Origin of the sequence: Spirulina sp. CCY15215 (genome assembly GCF_016888125.1) — a bacterium.
GTDB lineage: Bacteria > Cyanobacteriota > Cyanobacteriia > Cyanobacteriales > Spirulinaceae > CCY15215.
Map to the genome: position 1 here is coordinate 29,323 of NZ_JACSWA010000443.1, position 14,440 is coordinate 43,762.

13 protein-coding genes are annotated in these 14,440 nt (G+C 41.9%); 6 read left to right on the top strand and 7 right to left on the bottom strand.

Features of this window, described 5'->3' with window-relative positions; translation table 11 throughout:
* Nucleotides 1–86: 86 nt before the first annotated feature.
* The 5 genes from JUI58_RS13610 to JUI58_RS13630 are packed head-to-tail and all read right to left on the bottom strand — an operon-like array spanning nt 87 to nt 5,767.
* Entirely contained in the window at nt 87–1,205 is a 1,119-nt protein-coding gene (locus JUI58_RS13610) for an ATP-binding cassette domain-containing protein (RefSeq protein WP_204104342.1), read from the bottom strand.
* A 5-nt stretch (nt 1,206–1,210) separates the two neighbouring features.
* The gene (devC, locus tag JUI58_RS13615) at nt 1,211–2,410 is read right to left on the bottom strand and encodes an ABC transporter permease DevC (RefSeq protein ID WP_204104343.1); all 1,200 of its coding nucleotides are present in this window, start codon (nt 2,408–2,410) and stop codon (nt 1,211–1,213) included.
* 44 nt (nt 2,411–2,454) lie between these two features.
* Nucleotides 2,455–3,636, bottom strand: a complete 1,182-nt coding sequence (locus JUI58_RS13620; RefSeq protein ID WP_204104344.1) for an ABC exporter membrane fusion protein — start codon at nt 3,634–3,636, stop codon at nt 2,455–2,457.
* A 47-nt stretch (nt 3,637–3,683) separates the two neighbouring features.
* Nucleotides 3,684–4,634, bottom strand: coding sequence for an NAD-dependent epimerase/dehydratase family protein (locus tag JUI58_RS13625; RefSeq protein ID WP_204104345.1), 951 nt, complete (start codon nt 4,632–4,634; stop codon nt 3,684–3,686).
* Nucleotides 4,631–5,767, bottom strand: a complete 1,137-nt coding sequence (locus JUI58_RS13630; RefSeq protein ID WP_204104346.1) for a hypothetical protein — start codon at nt 5,765–5,767, stop codon at nt 4,631–4,633. The genes JUI58_RS13625 and JUI58_RS13630 overlap by 4 nt, the downstream gene beginning before the upstream one ends.
* A 135-nt stretch (nt 5,768–5,902) precedes the next feature.
* On the opposite strand from JUI58_RS13630, the gene JUI58_RS13635 reads away from it, so the two are divergent.
* The 6 genes from JUI58_RS13635 (at nt 5,903) to JUI58_RS13660 (ending at nt 12,462) form a co-directional block, all read left to right on the top strand.
* Nucleotides 5,903–7,501, top strand: a complete 1,599-nt coding sequence (locus JUI58_RS13635; RefSeq protein WP_204104347.1) for a B12-binding domain-containing radical SAM protein — start codon at nt 5,903–5,905, stop codon at nt 7,499–7,501.
* 61 nt (nt 7,502–7,562) lie between these two features.
* A complete protein-coding gene (gene miaA, locus JUI58_RS13640) occupies nt 7,563–8,489 on the top strand; it encodes a tRNA (adenosine(37)-N6)-dimethylallyltransferase MiaA (RefSeq protein ID WP_204104348.1) in 927 nt (308 codons plus the stop codon).
* A gap of 395 nt (nt 8,490–8,884) precedes the next feature.
* Nucleotides 8,885–9,073: a hypothetical protein gene (locus JUI58_RS13645; protein WP_204104349.1), complete on the top strand. Its 189-nt coding sequence runs from the start codon at nt 8,885–8,887 to the stop codon at nt 9,071–9,073.
* 134 nt (nt 9,074–9,207) lie between these two features.
* Entirely contained in the window at nt 9,208–9,750 is a 543-nt protein-coding gene (locus JUI58_RS13650) for a GIY-YIG nuclease family protein (protein WP_204104350.1), read from the top strand.
* A 183-nt stretch (nt 9,751–9,933) separates the two neighbouring features.
* The gene (locus tag JUI58_RS13655) at nt 9,934–10,299 is read left to right on the top strand and encodes a hypothetical protein (RefSeq protein WP_204104351.1); all 366 of its coding nucleotides are present in this window, start codon (nt 9,934–9,936) and stop codon (nt 10,297–10,299) included.
* 138 nt (nt 10,300–10,437) lie between these two features.
* On the top strand, nt 10,438–12,462 hold the full coding sequence (locus JUI58_RS13660) for an elongation factor G (RefSeq protein WP_204104352.1): 2,025 nt from the start codon (nt 10,438–10,440) through the stop codon (nt 12,460–12,462).
* A gap of 120 nt (nt 12,463–12,582) precedes the next feature.
* On the opposite strand, the gene JUI58_RS13665 is transcribed toward JUI58_RS13660, so the two are convergent.
* Together JUI58_RS13665 and JUI58_RS13670 are read right to left on the bottom strand one after the other, a co-directional pair.
* A complete protein-coding gene (locus JUI58_RS13665; RefSeq protein WP_204104353.1) occupies nt 12,583–13,104 on the bottom strand; it encodes a hypothetical protein in 522 nt (173 codons plus the stop codon).
* Nucleotides 13,101–14,438: a hypothetical protein gene (locus JUI58_RS13670; RefSeq protein ID WP_204104354.1), complete on the bottom strand. Its 1,338-nt coding sequence runs from the start codon at nt 14,436–14,438 to the stop codon at nt 13,101–13,103. Before JUI58_RS13670 ends, JUI58_RS13665 begins: the two co-directional genes overlap by 4 nt.
* Nucleotides 14,439–14,440 lie beyond the last annotated feature (2 nt).

Here is a 14,440-nt window from a genome sequence, read left to right on the forward strand (position 1 = left end):
CCTTAGTTTGGTCTACGATGATGGTATTCTAGATTTTAACCTTTTTTGCCTTTTTGCGATCGCTACAGAGAACAATTAATACAAAATTAATTTAAACTCGCCGATATTTTCAAGCGCTTTAACATTTGTTGTAATAACACAGCTTTCGTTAATCCCGAATTGGAAACCGTATCGAGAAAGACTTTCCGGTTAATAACCAGAATTTTGACAGCAGTGCTAGAAACAACTTGTAGGGTAGCTGGCGATCGCTGTCCCATTAACATTGCAATTTCCCCAAAATAATCCCCTCTTTGGAGTCGATTGAGAATGACTTTCTGGGTATTATGTAACTGCTGAAAAACCTCTACAGTACCTTGAATCAGAATATAAAATTCTGGGGCACGATCGCCTTCACGAACAATAATTTCTCCTGGTTGATAGGTGCGAACTTTAAAATTAAAATCCGTCGCCAGCCGATGTAATTCTCGTTCGGTTAATTCCGATAATCCGAGGGCTGCTTGTTCATTATAACCTTTTCTTAAACGACCGTCTTCTAACTGAAAAATGCGATCGGCAACGTGAAAGATACGTTGGTCGTGAGTAACAATTAAAACAGCACTTCCTTGTTCTCGGGCGAGATTTTGAATCAGTTCGATCGCTTCTAAACCCGTTTTACTATCTAAAGCAGCCGTGGGTTCATCTGCTAAGATTAATTGCGGGGAATGCACTAAGGCACGGGCGATCGCAACCCTCTGTTTTTGACCTCCTGATAATTGCCTCGGATAAGCGTGAAATTTATTCCCTAGTCCAACTTTCTCTAAAACTTCTCGACTCATTCTCCTGGCTTTTCCTGGTGAAAAATCAGCTTGTAATTCCAGAGAGATTTGCACATTTTGCTCGATGTTCATAAAATCCAACAAATTAAAATGTTGAAAGATAAAACCGATATGACGGCGAAGTTTAAATAGTTTGGTTTCTTTAATGCCAAATAATTCGCGATCGAAGATTTTTAGGCTACCTTCTTGAAGAGAACGCAAACAGCCAATTAAGGAGAGTAAAGTTGTTTTACCAGAGCCAGATTCCCCAGTTAAAAGCATGGTTTCTCCGGACTGAATCGCCAAGTTCACATCACATAAAACTTGCTTTCTTTGTCCGCCTTCCTGATAATAATGATTGAGGCAATCAATCTCAACAATATTGGTTTCAAAAATGTTTGTTTCTAACATAAAGTTCAACTAAAAATTTCAACAGGATCGACTTCTTTCAGTTTTTGTACGGCTAAACTTGCAGAAATTAAACAGATACCACAGGTTAGCAAGAGAACGCTGAGAACCGTATTAAACTGCATAAAAATGGACATACTGGTTGATTTGGCGAGAAAATCATAGACCAATACAGACAAAATTAAGCCAGGAATATATCCTAGAAATGCCAGTAAAAATGCCTCCTCTAAAACAATAATGACCAAAGATTGATGACTATAACCGATCGCTTTTAGCGTAGCATATTCTGGCAGATGTTTAGAAACTTTTTGATAAAGAATTTGGTATAAAATCACGATACCCACGACAATTGAGCCAATTAAAGCAAAGCGAAAGATAATTCCCATTGCAGTTCCGTGTTCGTAAAACTCTTTTACATAAGCAATAAAATCGGGTTTAGAATAAACTTTAATATCTAACGGTAAATATTTTTGTAGTTTGGCAATTGTTTTATTAATATCTGTACCTTCTTTAAGTTTTATAATCCCCAAATCTATATCATTCAGATTGCGATGAAACAGTTGAGAAAATGTCGATTCACTCACAATCAAGCTGGCATCAATGGTCGTATTTGCGCCGAGTTCAAATAATCCCTTAACCTGTATTTTTTGAAATAATCCCGAACCAGGCACATTAATCTCGGACACGACTACGCCATTTTTTTGAAATTCTTGAGTAATATAAGCTAAATTTGGTCGTGCTTTGCGATCGAAGAGAACCATTTTTTCGGCTTTGATTTTGTCGAGATTTTCCTTGACTCCTGGTAAGGCGATCGCATCGGAATCTAAAGGTATTCCCAACACCATAATACCGCGATGAAATACGGTTTTATCTTGAGAATTGCGCCAAAAGACCATCCCTCTATAAATAGGAGTCACAGATTCAACTTCAGGAAATTTTAGAGTTTGATAGAGGTGACGGGAAGAAAAGGTAAAAGTTGTCAGAAATTCTCTCGACCATGTATTTAATAAAAATATTTCTCCTTGAAAACTTTGGGGAAGTTCGATAAAACCATCTAAAAAAGCAGAATAAAAACCAATTTGCATAAAGAGCAAAACCACACTAAAAGCAATCCCCAGAATCGCCGCTAAAGTTTGGCTTTTTTGATGTTGGAGTTGCAAAAAAGCGATGGGTATTTTCTGAAAACTGAGGATTAGTTGCTTCAACATTATTTATGATTCTCCAACTTTTTTAAAGGTAAACTAAACATAAATTACTCGGTAATATAGATTTTGACTTCAACTTGGGAATTAATAAAATGAGAAACTTGTTGGCTATCTTCTGGTTCAAGGCGAATTTTAACTTCGATAATTCTGACATCAATATCTAAGGTGGGATCGTTACTCAAAATATCTCTTTTGCCAATTTGCGAACCGATCGCTTCTACTATTCCTGACAATTCCCTCGGAAAAATGCCACTGGTAATAATGGCTTTTTGACCAGGACGAATCTTGCCAATATCGGTTTCGTAAACTTCGGCGATCGCATACATTTGCTGGGTTTGAGCCAGTTCAACAATACCGCCATTTCTAATACTTTCTCCTGCAAAAGTGTTGATTTTTAATACTTGTGCATCAAGGGGAGAACGAATATAAGCTAAGGCTAAATCCGCTTCTGCACGAGAAACAGCCGCGATCGCGCTTTCCAGTTCTGTGCGTGCAATACGAACATCAACGGGACGGACTTCTCGCAGTTGATCGAGGGTTGCTTGTGCCTCTAAAATTTGACTGGGAAAGGTAGCATTGATTTTATTTAAAACTGCTTTGGCTGCATCGAGTTGTTCTACCAATATTTCTAATTGTAAGCGACTTTGGTTTAAATACTCCTGAGAAATTGCTCCATCTTCGGCCAGAGGAGCGAGGGTTTCAAAGTCATTTCTAGCACTATTTATCTCTGCTTCTAGGCGATCGATCTGTGCTTGTTGAATGGCAACTTCCCCTTGAAATTGTGCCTCTAAATTGGCAATTCTTGCCTCTTGTGCGGCAAGTTGACCTTGTTTTACATCTCCCGTTTGTACGCGATCTAGCCTTGCTTGCACCAATTTAGCATCAATTTTTGCCTGTTCCACGGTTGCTTGAAGTTGGGTAATATTTTCTAGAATGGCAATGGTTTGTCCGCGTCTAATGCGATCGCCTTCTTTAACAAAAAGTCTCGCAACTCGTGCATTCGGAAAAGCCGACGATCCCGACACAGTAATAATTTCATCTTTGGGGGATATTCTCCCCAAAGCACTAATGACTTCTTCTTGTTCGAGAACCGATACAGAATTGGCAGAACTTTCTTCAACAGGTGTGCTAAAAAATCCCGATCGCAACAGTAAATAAATTGGCACACCTGCGATCGCTAATATAAAAATCGCAACTAGAGGACTTGTCCATCGGAATTCTAACTTCATAGGGAGATGCAAACTGTTGAATGGGGGATTTCTTTTCCTATTAATGACTAAATTGAATCATATAAAGTTTCTTTAAGGGAACGGGGTTGCCATCCTAACTCTTTGCGTGCTTTGCTACTATCAATGCGAACGCAGCGATCGTAAAGATAATGGACTCTTTCTTTGCTAATGGGAGGATTCCAAGCAAATAAGCGTCCGATCGGATCGAGAATATTGCCGATCGCCCTTACCAAAAACTCCGGTAGTTCTTGAGGTGTGGGAATGCCCGTTTTTTGACCCAGCAAGGCGAACATTTCCCTCGTTTTGAGTTCCCCCGTGGAAATAATATAATGCTCTCCTGATTGGCTCTTTTCTGCGGCTAAAACCATTGCTTCTACCAGATCGTCTACATGAACGATACCCGTAATGCGATCGCCTCCCACCCAAAATTTCAACTTTCCCTGACAAAAGAGTTGCAACACCGGTCCAAAATGGGGATCGTCGGCTCCAAAAATTCCCGAAGGCATTAGACTAACAACGGGTAAACCCTGCTGATAAAATTCATCCACTAATTCTTGTGCTTGATATTTCGTGCGATCGTAAGCTGAGGAAAAATTCTCTTGTTGTCGTTGAAATGTTTCATCAATAATTTCTCCTCCCGTATCTCCATAGACTCCAATCGTACTGCAATAGACCATCTTTGAGATTCCAGATGTTTTCGATACCTCCAAAATAGCACGAGTGCCTTCAACATTAACTCGCTCCATTTTCGCTTCATCCACTAATCCCAATTCCACATAAGCAGCCAGGTGAAAAACGAGGTCTATCTCTTCCATTGCTGACTTCAAAATATCGCGATCGCAAATATCCCCATAAACCAGTTCAAGATCGCAATCTTTTAAACGCGATAGATCGCTTGACTTGCGAACCAAACCTTTAACTTGATAACCGCGATCGCAGAGTAATTTGACCAAATGCGATCCCGTAAATCCGTTTGCCCCTGTTACCAATGCTTTCATAATTCTTTCTCATAAACTCGATAAGTTTTATATATCTTTGCCCCCGTCGCTTCAATGATTTTTCGCGAAGGAGAATTATCTTCCCAAACCCAGGAGAGTTCCGACCAAACATAGGGTTTTTTCTTCTCTGTTCCTCCTTTCATCCCCAAATAAATTAACCCTAAAGATACCATTTTGCGGCGATATTCGGGAAGAGAACCGATCGCGATCGTGCGAGTCGTCCTGATTTTACGACGATACCAGAGAAACTTGAGAATTCCCCAAAAATTCAGCCTGCCATTAACGTGCTTAAGAGCAATATTGTAATTCGGCAAACACATAAATAAACCTACCATTTTCTCCCCATCTTCAGCAATAATAAAAATATCAGGATCTGCCAACTGTTGCAGGTCCTTAGCCTCTGCCATAAACTCTTCTTCAGTGCGGGCAGAAGAACTCCAATTATGGCTAAAAGCAGTGGTAAAAAGACGATAAAGACCCCGCACATCTTCCTCAAAAGCCTCTCCTTTCGTTCGCAAATTGCGGAAAGTAACCCCAGATTTGCGAGCAATATTGTAGCCTTTTTCGTACTTATAATCTAACGGTTTGTCAAGAGGCAAACTGTAAGCATAAGCATCCTTTGCCTTTTGCCAACCCGCCCTTTCAACAAATTCAGGATAATAGGGAGGATTGTAAGGCATCATCATCACAGGAGGAGAGTCAAAACCATCCACCAAAAATAAACAATTATTATGAGTAGAAAGATCGATCGGTCCCCTCACCACCGTCATACCGCGATCGCGCAACCACTGACAAGCCGTCTCGAAAAGCGATCGCGCCACCTCAAAATCCTCAACGCATTCAAAATAACCAAATAAGCCAACTTTTTCAGCCTCGCGATCGAGCAAACGCCGATTAATAGCCGCAACAATGCGCCCTAAAGGTTCTCCCGATGGCTGAGAAAGTGCAATAAAAGCCTGAAATTCTCCATACTGAGAAAAAGGATTGTCCTCGGCTAACTGTTTGGCCACACTTTCACGAAGAGGCGCTACCCAGTTCGGGTCATTGCGATAAACAATCTCGGGAACATCTAAAAAAATCTTTCGTTCTGTAGATGTATTAACCGGCTTAATCTGAAATTGATTGGAGGTCATTTTTTTTGGTTTTTGTCAATTTTTTATCGATGTAAAATTTTACGATAAAATTTTAGGTAAAATTTTATCCGTGCTAATCTACTATGTAGATACTCTTGTTAAGCTGTCAAACTTGCAAATCAAAAAATTTTTTTTATGAAAAAGTTACGAGTTTTACTTATATATCCGCTCTTTCCCAAATCTTTTTGGTCTTTTGACAAAGCGGTAGAACTCATTGGTCGCAAAGTCTCTCTTCCTCCCCTCGGTTTAGTTACAGTCGCGGCTATTTTACCGCAAACCTGGGAATTTCGTCTGGTCGATCGCAATGTTGTCCCAGAAACCGAAGCTGATTGGGAATGGGCTGATTTAGTCATTCTCTCAGGTATGATCGTGCAGAAAGCGGATATGCTGCACCTGATCGCGGAAGCCAAGCGCCGAGGTATCCCCGTCGCAGCAGGGGGGCCCTCCGTCACTTCTACCCCGGAATATGCCCAAAAAGCGGGGATAGACTTCCTCATTTTGGACGAAGGAGAAATCACCCTCCCGCTTTTCGTGGAAGCCCTAGAAAGAGGCGAAACCTCGGGGATTTTCCGTTCTAATGGGGAGAAACCCGACGTAACCACAACACCGATCCCCCGTTACGATCTGTTAGATTTGACCGCTTATACCGATATGTCGGTGCAGTTTTCCCGAGGCTGTCCTTTTCAATGTGAGTTTTGTGATATCATTGTTCTCTACGGACGCAAGCCCCGCACCAAAAACCCTGCACAATTGTTAGCAGAATTGCAAACACTCTACGATCTGGGTTGGCACTATTCTGTTTTTGTAGTAGATGATAATTTCATTGGCAATAAACGCAATGTGAAATTACTCTTAAAAGAGTTAGCACCTTGGATGAAAGAGCATGATTATCCTTTTACTTTGATTACCGAAGCATCGGTAGATTTGGCTCAGGATGATGAGCTTTTAGAGTTGATGATGGCTGCCAATTTTAGCTCTGTATTCCTAGGGATTGAAACCCCAGATACAGACAGTTTGGAAATGACGAAGAAGTTCCAAAATACCCGTGACTCTCTCATTGAAGCGGTCATGAAAATCAATCGCGTTGGCTTGCGAGTGATGGCTGGGTTTATTATTGGCTTTGATGGCGAAAAACCCGGTGCTGGCGATCGCATTATTCATTTTGTAGAAGAGACGGCGATTCCTTTTGCCATGTTTAGTATGCTACAAGCGCTACCAAATACAGCACTCTGGACGCGATTGCAAAACGAAGGTCGCTTATTGGCAGAAACCAATGAGGTTGCGGGAAATCAAACCAATTTAATGAACTTTATTCCCACCCGTCCCATTGAAGACTTAGCGCGAGAATACGTGCGCTGTTTTTGGGAACTATATGAACCCCATCGTTATTTAGGACGGGTCTATCGGCATCATCTGCAAATGAAGCCGAAACCCCATAAAAAGAAATTCAAAATACCAGAATTAATGGCATTGCGTGCTTTAGCGATTATTGTCTGGCGACAAGGGATTAAACGCAATACTCGCGTTCAATTTTGGCAACAAATCTTTTTACTTCTGCAAAAAAATCCCGGTGTTTTTCTTTCTTATCTTACGACCTGTGCGAATCTCGAACATTTTATCGAGTATCGTGAAATTGTGCGGGATGAAATTGAAGAACAATTGGCTGAATTTTTGGCAGTAAAAGAGAAAGCAACCCCAGAAAAAATTCCCGAACCCGTTCAATTAGCATCGTAGGGGTTTGGTCTCCAAACCCTCGTAGGGGTTTGGTCTCCAAACCCTTTATTAAATTAAAAAAATGACAAACGATCGCGGTTTAATTGTCATTTGTGGTGCGACAGCGACGGGAAAATCGAGTTTAGCACTTTTTCTAGCACAACATTGGCACTCTATAATTATTAGTGCGGATTCTCGACAAATTTACCGAGAGTTCGATATTGGCACCGCTAAACCCACCCTAGCAGAGCGAGAACGCATTCCCCACGCCCTCATCGATATTTGCGACCCGAGAGAAACCCTAACTCTAGCGGAATATCAAGCACAGGCACAAACCGCGATCGCGCACTCTTCCCAGACTCCCTTTCTAGTTGGAGGAACCGGACTCTATCTTAAAGCCATCGTGAAAGGGTTAAAAATTCCCCGCGTCTCCCCCCATTCCTCCTTGCGAGAGAATTTGGCGACCCTGGGACAAAAGCAACTTTATGAGTTTTTGCGCCAAGTTGACGCGATCGCCGCCGAAAAAATCCATCCCAATGATAACACCCGTACTTTAAGAGCATTAGAAGTATTTTATGTGACAGGAAAACCGATCTCCTCCCTACAAGGAGAAAATCCCCCAGATTATCCCATTTTGCAAATTGGCTTGGACTGCGATCGCGATCGCCTCAAAGACCGAATTAGTCAGCGCACCCAACAAATGCTCGATCTAGGATTAATATCTGAAGTAGAGAAACTTGGTCATAAATACGGTTGGGATTTACCCTTATTAGAAACCTTGGGATATGCAGAAATCAAACAATATCTTCTGGGTGAAATTTCCCTCGACAAAGCCAAAGAATTGACCATAGTACATACCTGCCAATTCGCCAAACGTCAGCGCACTTGGTTTCGCGCCTACCCTGAAATAGAATGGTTTGATGCACTGGTTCCCGATTTAGGCGATCGCGTCTTACAAAGAATGCAAACTTGGAGAATAGATCATCAACTATCGATCATAGATTTGTGAGCGAGATCGCACTGTTATCCGGATTACATCACGACAGCGCCAGAAAAAAATCACACCAGACACGAGGCTGCGATCGCAAGTTTTTCCTTAATTTGCTTGTAGTCTAGAGTCAGTGGGAATATTGAAATGACTAGACCGTACCCTCCCATCCCCCTTAAAAAGCAAAATCAGTTGAGAAATACCTCGAGATGAATCTGATGGGTTAGACCCCTTTGCGATCGCGATCGCTTAACCTCAGAATAATTGTCACGAGATATTCCCTTGCACCATCACCCAGATATTCCGAAACCATCACTCATTGTTTCGGTAAACATCACCCATTGTCAGGGTTGCGATCGCGGTAATTTTCTCGAACCTGTCCGATAGTTAGGATAACGAGTTATACAGGGTTCGAGATGAAAAATTTACTCTTTGCATTTACTGGGGTTATCGCTTTCTTACTGATTGCACAATTGCTATACGCTAGGAATTATGCGGTTAATGCTCCCATTCAAAGTTCCAAGGACACTCAACAAGAGCAAGTGGGTTATACCCCTCCCGATCGCGGATTTCCAGCCATGACGCTTCCTTCTGGCACCCGCTAAGTTCTTAATTTTTCCTCATTTTTACTCCACGCTCCCAAAATATTAAATATTGTTGCAAAGCCGCGATCGTAACTTGCCCGCTAACCCTCACTCTCCGGTATGATGGCGAAACGAACATTAACTTTAAAGTCCCTATGACATCTCAGACCGATATTCCCACTTTGGCGAGTTTAGAATATTTTCCCTATTTAGATGAAAGTGGTCAGATTTCCGAAGAATTGCAGAAAAAAATAGGCGTTTATGCGGTCTTCGATCGCGACAAAAAGATGCAAGTCGTCGCCTATTCCCGCGATATTTATCTGGGTTTAAAACAACATTTAATCCGCAAGCCAGAATTCTGTTACTGGCTCAAATATCAAACAATTGAACGTCCCAGTCGCACGATTTTAGAAGATATTCGAGGCGCTTGGATCGCCGAAAATGGCGAGATTCCCCCAGGAAATGGCTCGGAACAAACAGCATGGAATGATCCAATTGATGCTAAAATTGCCATGACCGAAGAAGAGAAAGAAACTTATGGGAAGAGTGAAGATAAAAATCAAATAAAATTGCTGAAAATAGTTGCCAGAAGAGTTGAAGCAGAACTGAAAGAGAAACTCAAACAAACCAGAAATACAGATATGGAAATGCGCTTTAATGCCAAACTTAAAGAAAAAGGACTTTTGGATTTAAAGTAGAGACATTCAATTGCAGAGTGCATCTCAAATTTGTAAATCTATCCTTCAGTTAACAAGAAAAAACTTACTCTAACACCTAAGTTTATTAAAAAAATCTGGATTTTACTTGTATCTCCTACCTAAAAGGCTACTTTAAATATTGGGAGTTTGAGTATTTAACTATTCAAATTGTCCCCTTCAAAAATGTTGCTCAACTCAACTTTGGAAAAATTGATGAAACGATTAATGACTCTTTTGATGACGGCTGTTTTAGCGATTTTAGTGGCTGTAAATTTCAATGTACAATCGGCTTCAGCACAGTTTGATCCCCAACTTGCACAGCACTGCCAAGAGGCGATAACCCTTTATCCTGAAGCTAAAGACAATCCCTACTTTATAGAAGATTGTGGCGAGATTCTAGGTATATCAACAGAGGATCAATGCCGACGCTCCTTTAACGGAGAGTTAGATGATCAACTCGACTCTATCAGCGACCCCGACAGCTTCATAGATGGCTGCCCTCGTCTCGCGGATGAAAACCCCGGCTATGAAGAGTCAAATATAGATTAATCTCAATTCAGAGATAACTGACGTTAGATGCGATTCTAGCGATCGCAACGAAAATTGATGTTGCGATCGCTAACAACAAATCATAAACTCCCAACATCTCATAATAAAATGTAGCGTTTTTTAACCTGACTTAACCTTATGAAACAGATATTAGACCGCGCCCGTAATGTTGCCATCGTCGGACCTTACTCCTGCGGTAAAACAACCCTCCTGGAAAGCCTTCTCTCGGTGATGGGCGCGGTTGCGCGTAAGGGAAGCATCAAAGATGGCAATACTGTTGGAGATAGCTCTCCCGAAGCCCGCGATCGCGCCATGAGTGTCGAAATTTCCGTAGCCAGCAGCGACTACCAAGATATTCACTTCACCTTTCTCGACTGTCCTGGATCGATCGAATTTACCCAAGAAACTTATAATGCCCTGGTGGGAGCCGGAGCCGCGATCGTCGTCTGTGAAGCCGTTGCCGACAAAGTTCTCATTTTAGCACCCTTATTCAAATTTCTCGACGATTGGGAAATCCCTCACCTCGTTTTCGTGAATAAGCTCGATCGCTCCAAAGATAGCTTTATGGACATTCTCCACGCCCTGAAAGTTGTCTCCAGTCGTCCTCTGATCCCGCAACAATATCCCATTCGCCAACAAGAGGAACTGGTGGGTTATATTGACTTAGTGAGCGAACAGGCTTATCACTATCATCCTGGCAGTCCCGCCGATCCCGTCCCCTTACCCGAACATCTTCAAGAAGAGGAAAAAGCTGCACGGGATGAAATGCTGGAAACCCTTGCCGATTTTAACGACCATCTTTTGGAAGAACTCCTCGAAGAAATCAATCCGCCTCAAGCTGAAATTCTCCAAGACCTGAAACAGAACTTAAGTGCAGATACGATCGTTCCCGTGTTTCTCGGGATAGCTGAACGAGATTACGGGGTGCGCCCTCTCCTGGATGCCTTAGTGAAAGAAGCCCCGGATCCTGGCATTACGGCGCGACGGCGGGGACTCGAACCCGTTGCTGAGGGGGATGCCCTCGCTCAAGTCCTGAAAACCTATTACACTCCTCAAGGGGGTAAACTTTCCCTAGCACGGGTTTGGCAGGGTAAATTAAGCGATGGGATGCTTCTCAATGGCGTGCGGGTGGGGGGACTCTATCGCCTCATGGGACAGCAACAAGAGTCCGTCAATGATGCAACTGTCGGGGAAATTGTGGCGATCGCCCGCATGGAAGGGATTCAAACCGGAGATACTCTCAGCAGCGGCCAAGATACGCAAACCTTACCCACCGCCGCAAAAATCGCACCAGTTTACGCCCTTGCCATTAATCCCGAACGACGCAAAGATGAAGTCAAACTCAGCAGTGCTGTGAGTAAATTGCTAGAAGAAGACCCATCTCTGCATTGGGAACAACATGGGGATACTCGCGAGATTATTCTTTGGGGTCAAGGGGAAATTCATTTACAAGTTTCCCTGGATCGCTTGCGTCGCAAGTATAATCTCCCCATGAGTACCCATCTCCCTCGCATCCCCTACAAAGAAACTATTCGCAAAACGACCCTTTCCCACGGACGCTATAAGCACCAAAGCGGCGGTCATGGTGCCTTTGGAGATGTCTTTTTAGAGATCAAACCCTTACAAAGAGGAGAAGGCTTTCAGTTTAGTGATACGATTGTTGGGGGTGTCATTCCCAAACAGTACATTCCTGGGGTGGAAACGGGAGTACGAGATTATCTGGCAAAGGGTCCGTTAGGATTTCCAGTGGTCGATGTGTCGGTCAATTTGAGCAATGGTTCTTATCATGCGGTGGATAGTTCCGAACAAGCCTTTAAACAAGCAGCACGCATTGCTATGACGGAGGGGATGCAGAAGTGCGAACCGATCTTATTGGAGCCTATTTTAGCGGTTAAAGTTGCGGCTCCTGCCAATTTTACCTCGAAGGTGTTGCAGTTGGTGTCGGGACGACGAGGACAAATCCTCGGTTATGAGTCTCTCTCGGGTTGGCAGCATTGGGATGAGGTGACGGCTTATTTGCCTCAAGCGGAGATGCACAATTTTATTATTGAGTTGCGATCTTTAACTTTGGGAGTGGGTTTCTTCCACTGGGAGTACGACCATTTACAAGAAGTTCCCGATAAGTTGACTCAAGGGATTTTAGAGACAACAAGTTCGGAATAATTGCGATCGCATTTTGTTCGCGTTTATTCTGTAGAGATGCACCCATTTAACGTCTCTACGGAAGCGATCGCCAATCCATAGAAGGGGCTTTTTGTTGTTTGGAAGAATTGCGATCGCGCTTTAAATGCCATTTCTAGGAATGATATTGCGATCGCCTTCAGCTAAGTGCTTTAATACACTCAAAACGCTATACAAATCGTTGCTTGGATTGAAAAGGTAGAACAAGCGAGATAAAGCGTACTGAGGAGTATTTCGTCTCATTAGCTTGACAAAGAGGAAGCTATTTCCATTAGTCAATAAACCATAGGTGGGGCGATCGCGATGGGGGTTTGCCAGCATATAGGTCAGTAACTGCGATCTGCCAGCTTCAAGGGAAAAAGCTGCTTGTTTGGACTCGATCGCAATGATCCAAAAGCGATCGCAAGTTAATTGACATAATTCTTTAACCAGACGTTCCCAACACGCACCTAGTTCTCTCCCCCAGTACTGACGGTTATTATTTTTCATTTCTTGGGTTAAACCAAAAACACGCATTAGATCGTCCTCTGCTGAAGATTGTTCGCTAAAAACTTTCTCTGAGAAAGATTCACTATATTTGGTTAGAATAGTTTCTAATGAATTTTCTATCTCCTTGGAACTCATTGCTCTCCTTTGCTTAAAACAACAACAGTATCATATTTAATAGTCCCTGCCCAATCGACATTTCTAGGCAAATTGAGTCGGCGATTTTTTAATAACAGATGAAAGGAAAACTCTTTCTTAAATCCAATCTCTAGAGCTAAATCTGTTAAAAGATCGGCTACAGGAATTTCGACCCCGCAAATTTTACTAACGTGACCGATCGCAAAACAATAATATCCGCCAGAATTAAGATGAGTAAAACAACTTTGAAAATGCTCTTTCATCTCTATAAAGTATTTATATACGACTCTTGCCCTTAGTTGATTTTGCCCTTTACTCGCTTTATATTTCTGTCCTGTATAAATTTCTTCAATTAGGCGATCGAGGGGAATATAACCTGTATGACCTAATGCTTGATATTCTTGTTTAACAATTCTTTCCGTACCAATTTCACAAGAATACAAATCTAATCGTTCTTTATTTGTTTTGACTAAATCCAACCAATGTAATTCAAATTTGCACGCCCAAATATAATCAATTGCATTAATATATGGTGGAGATGTAATAATCGCATCGATCGGAAAATTTCCGCTAATTTTCTTAGCATCTTTGCAAGATAATTGTTTGGCACGCTCCAAAGGATAATTTAACAAATATTGCCATTCTCCAATCGCTTCTAAGGTTTTATCTAAATAAAATTTAAAATACTTAAATGTATCTTCACGAGAACGCTGGGGGATATCTTTTACATGAGAACGTTTTGCCGCTAAAATCATACCATCATTCATATCTGATGTCTTTCTAACAGTAGCGGCAAAAACAAGCCAGAGAAGGGGTTGAATAGTTTTAGCAGCTAAATGAATAGATTCTTTGAGAATTTCTAACCCCTCTTGAACAGGTTGTTGAAACCAAAAATCTCGATTGGAAAATTGTACGGTTTCAGGGGCAGTTTTGCGATCGCCTGCATTTTTAAGAATATTTAAACTAACTTCTTGGACTTCAGCAAGATTAAATTGTGTTGTTTTCACTTGACAAATTAACCGACTATGTGGATTATAATCCAACCAATAAACCGATGCGCCATAACGTAAAGTTTCTAGAATTGTTGTTCCAGAACCAGCAAAAGGTTCAAGGATTGTACAGTTTTTAGTCCCATATTTTTGTAGAAACCAACGCGGAATTTCTGGAATAGATTTAGCGGGTTGAAATCCAAGAGAGTAGATTTTTAAAGGAGGTTTGCGATCGAGAGAAATAAATGTATTTTCTGGTAGATCGACAGGAATATCCCCTTCAATATATTGATAAGTTTCGCGATCGCCAGATGAGATCGGTTCAAAAAGTGAAAGTTGTTTCATTT

Coding starts and splice junctions, on each gene's coding strand:
- JUI58_RS13610 (WP_204104342.1), bottom strand. CDS start 1,205: ATGTTAGAAACAAACATTTTTGAAACCAATATTGTTGAGATTGATTGC.
- devC (WP_204104343.1), bottom strand. CDS start 2,410: ATGTTGAAGCAACTAATCCTCAGTTTTCAGAAAATACCCATCGCTTTT.
- JUI58_RS13620 (WP_204104344.1), bottom strand. CDS start 3,636: ATGAAGTTAGAATTCCGATGGACAAGTCCTCTAGTTGCGATTTTTATA.
- JUI58_RS13625 (WP_204104345.1), bottom strand. CDS start 4,634: ATGAAAGCATTGGTAACAGGGGCAAACGGATTTACGGGATCGCATTTG.
- JUI58_RS13630 (WP_204104346.1), bottom strand. CDS start 5,767: ATGACCTCCAATCAATTTCAGATTAAGCCGGTTAATACATCTACAGAA.
- JUI58_RS13635 (WP_204104347.1), top strand. CDS start 5,903: ATGAAAAAGTTACGAGTTTTACTTATATATCCGCTCTTTCCCAAATCT.
- miaA (WP_204104348.1), top strand. CDS start 7,563: ATGACAAACGATCGCGGTTTAATTGTCATTTGTGGTGCGACAGCGACG.
- JUI58_RS13645 (WP_204104349.1), top strand. CDS start 8,885: ATGAAAAATTTACTCTTTGCATTTACTGGGGTTATCGCTTTCTTACTG.
- JUI58_RS13650 (WP_204104350.1), top strand. CDS start 9,208: ATGACATCTCAGACCGATATTCCCACTTTGGCGAGTTTAGAATATTTT.
- JUI58_RS13655 (WP_204104351.1), top strand. CDS start 9,934: ATGTTGCTCAACTCAACTTTGGAAAAATTGATGAAACGATTAATGACT.
- JUI58_RS13660 (WP_204104352.1), top strand. CDS start 10,438: ATGAAACAGATATTAGACCGCGCCCGTAATGTTGCCATCGTCGGACCT.
- JUI58_RS13665 (WP_204104353.1), bottom strand. CDS start 13,104: ATGAGTTCCAAGGAGATAGAAAATTCATTAGAAACTATTCTAACCAAA.
- JUI58_RS13670 (WP_204104354.1), bottom strand. CDS start 14,438: ATGAAACAACTTTCACTTTTTGAACCGATCTCATCTGGCGATCGCGAA.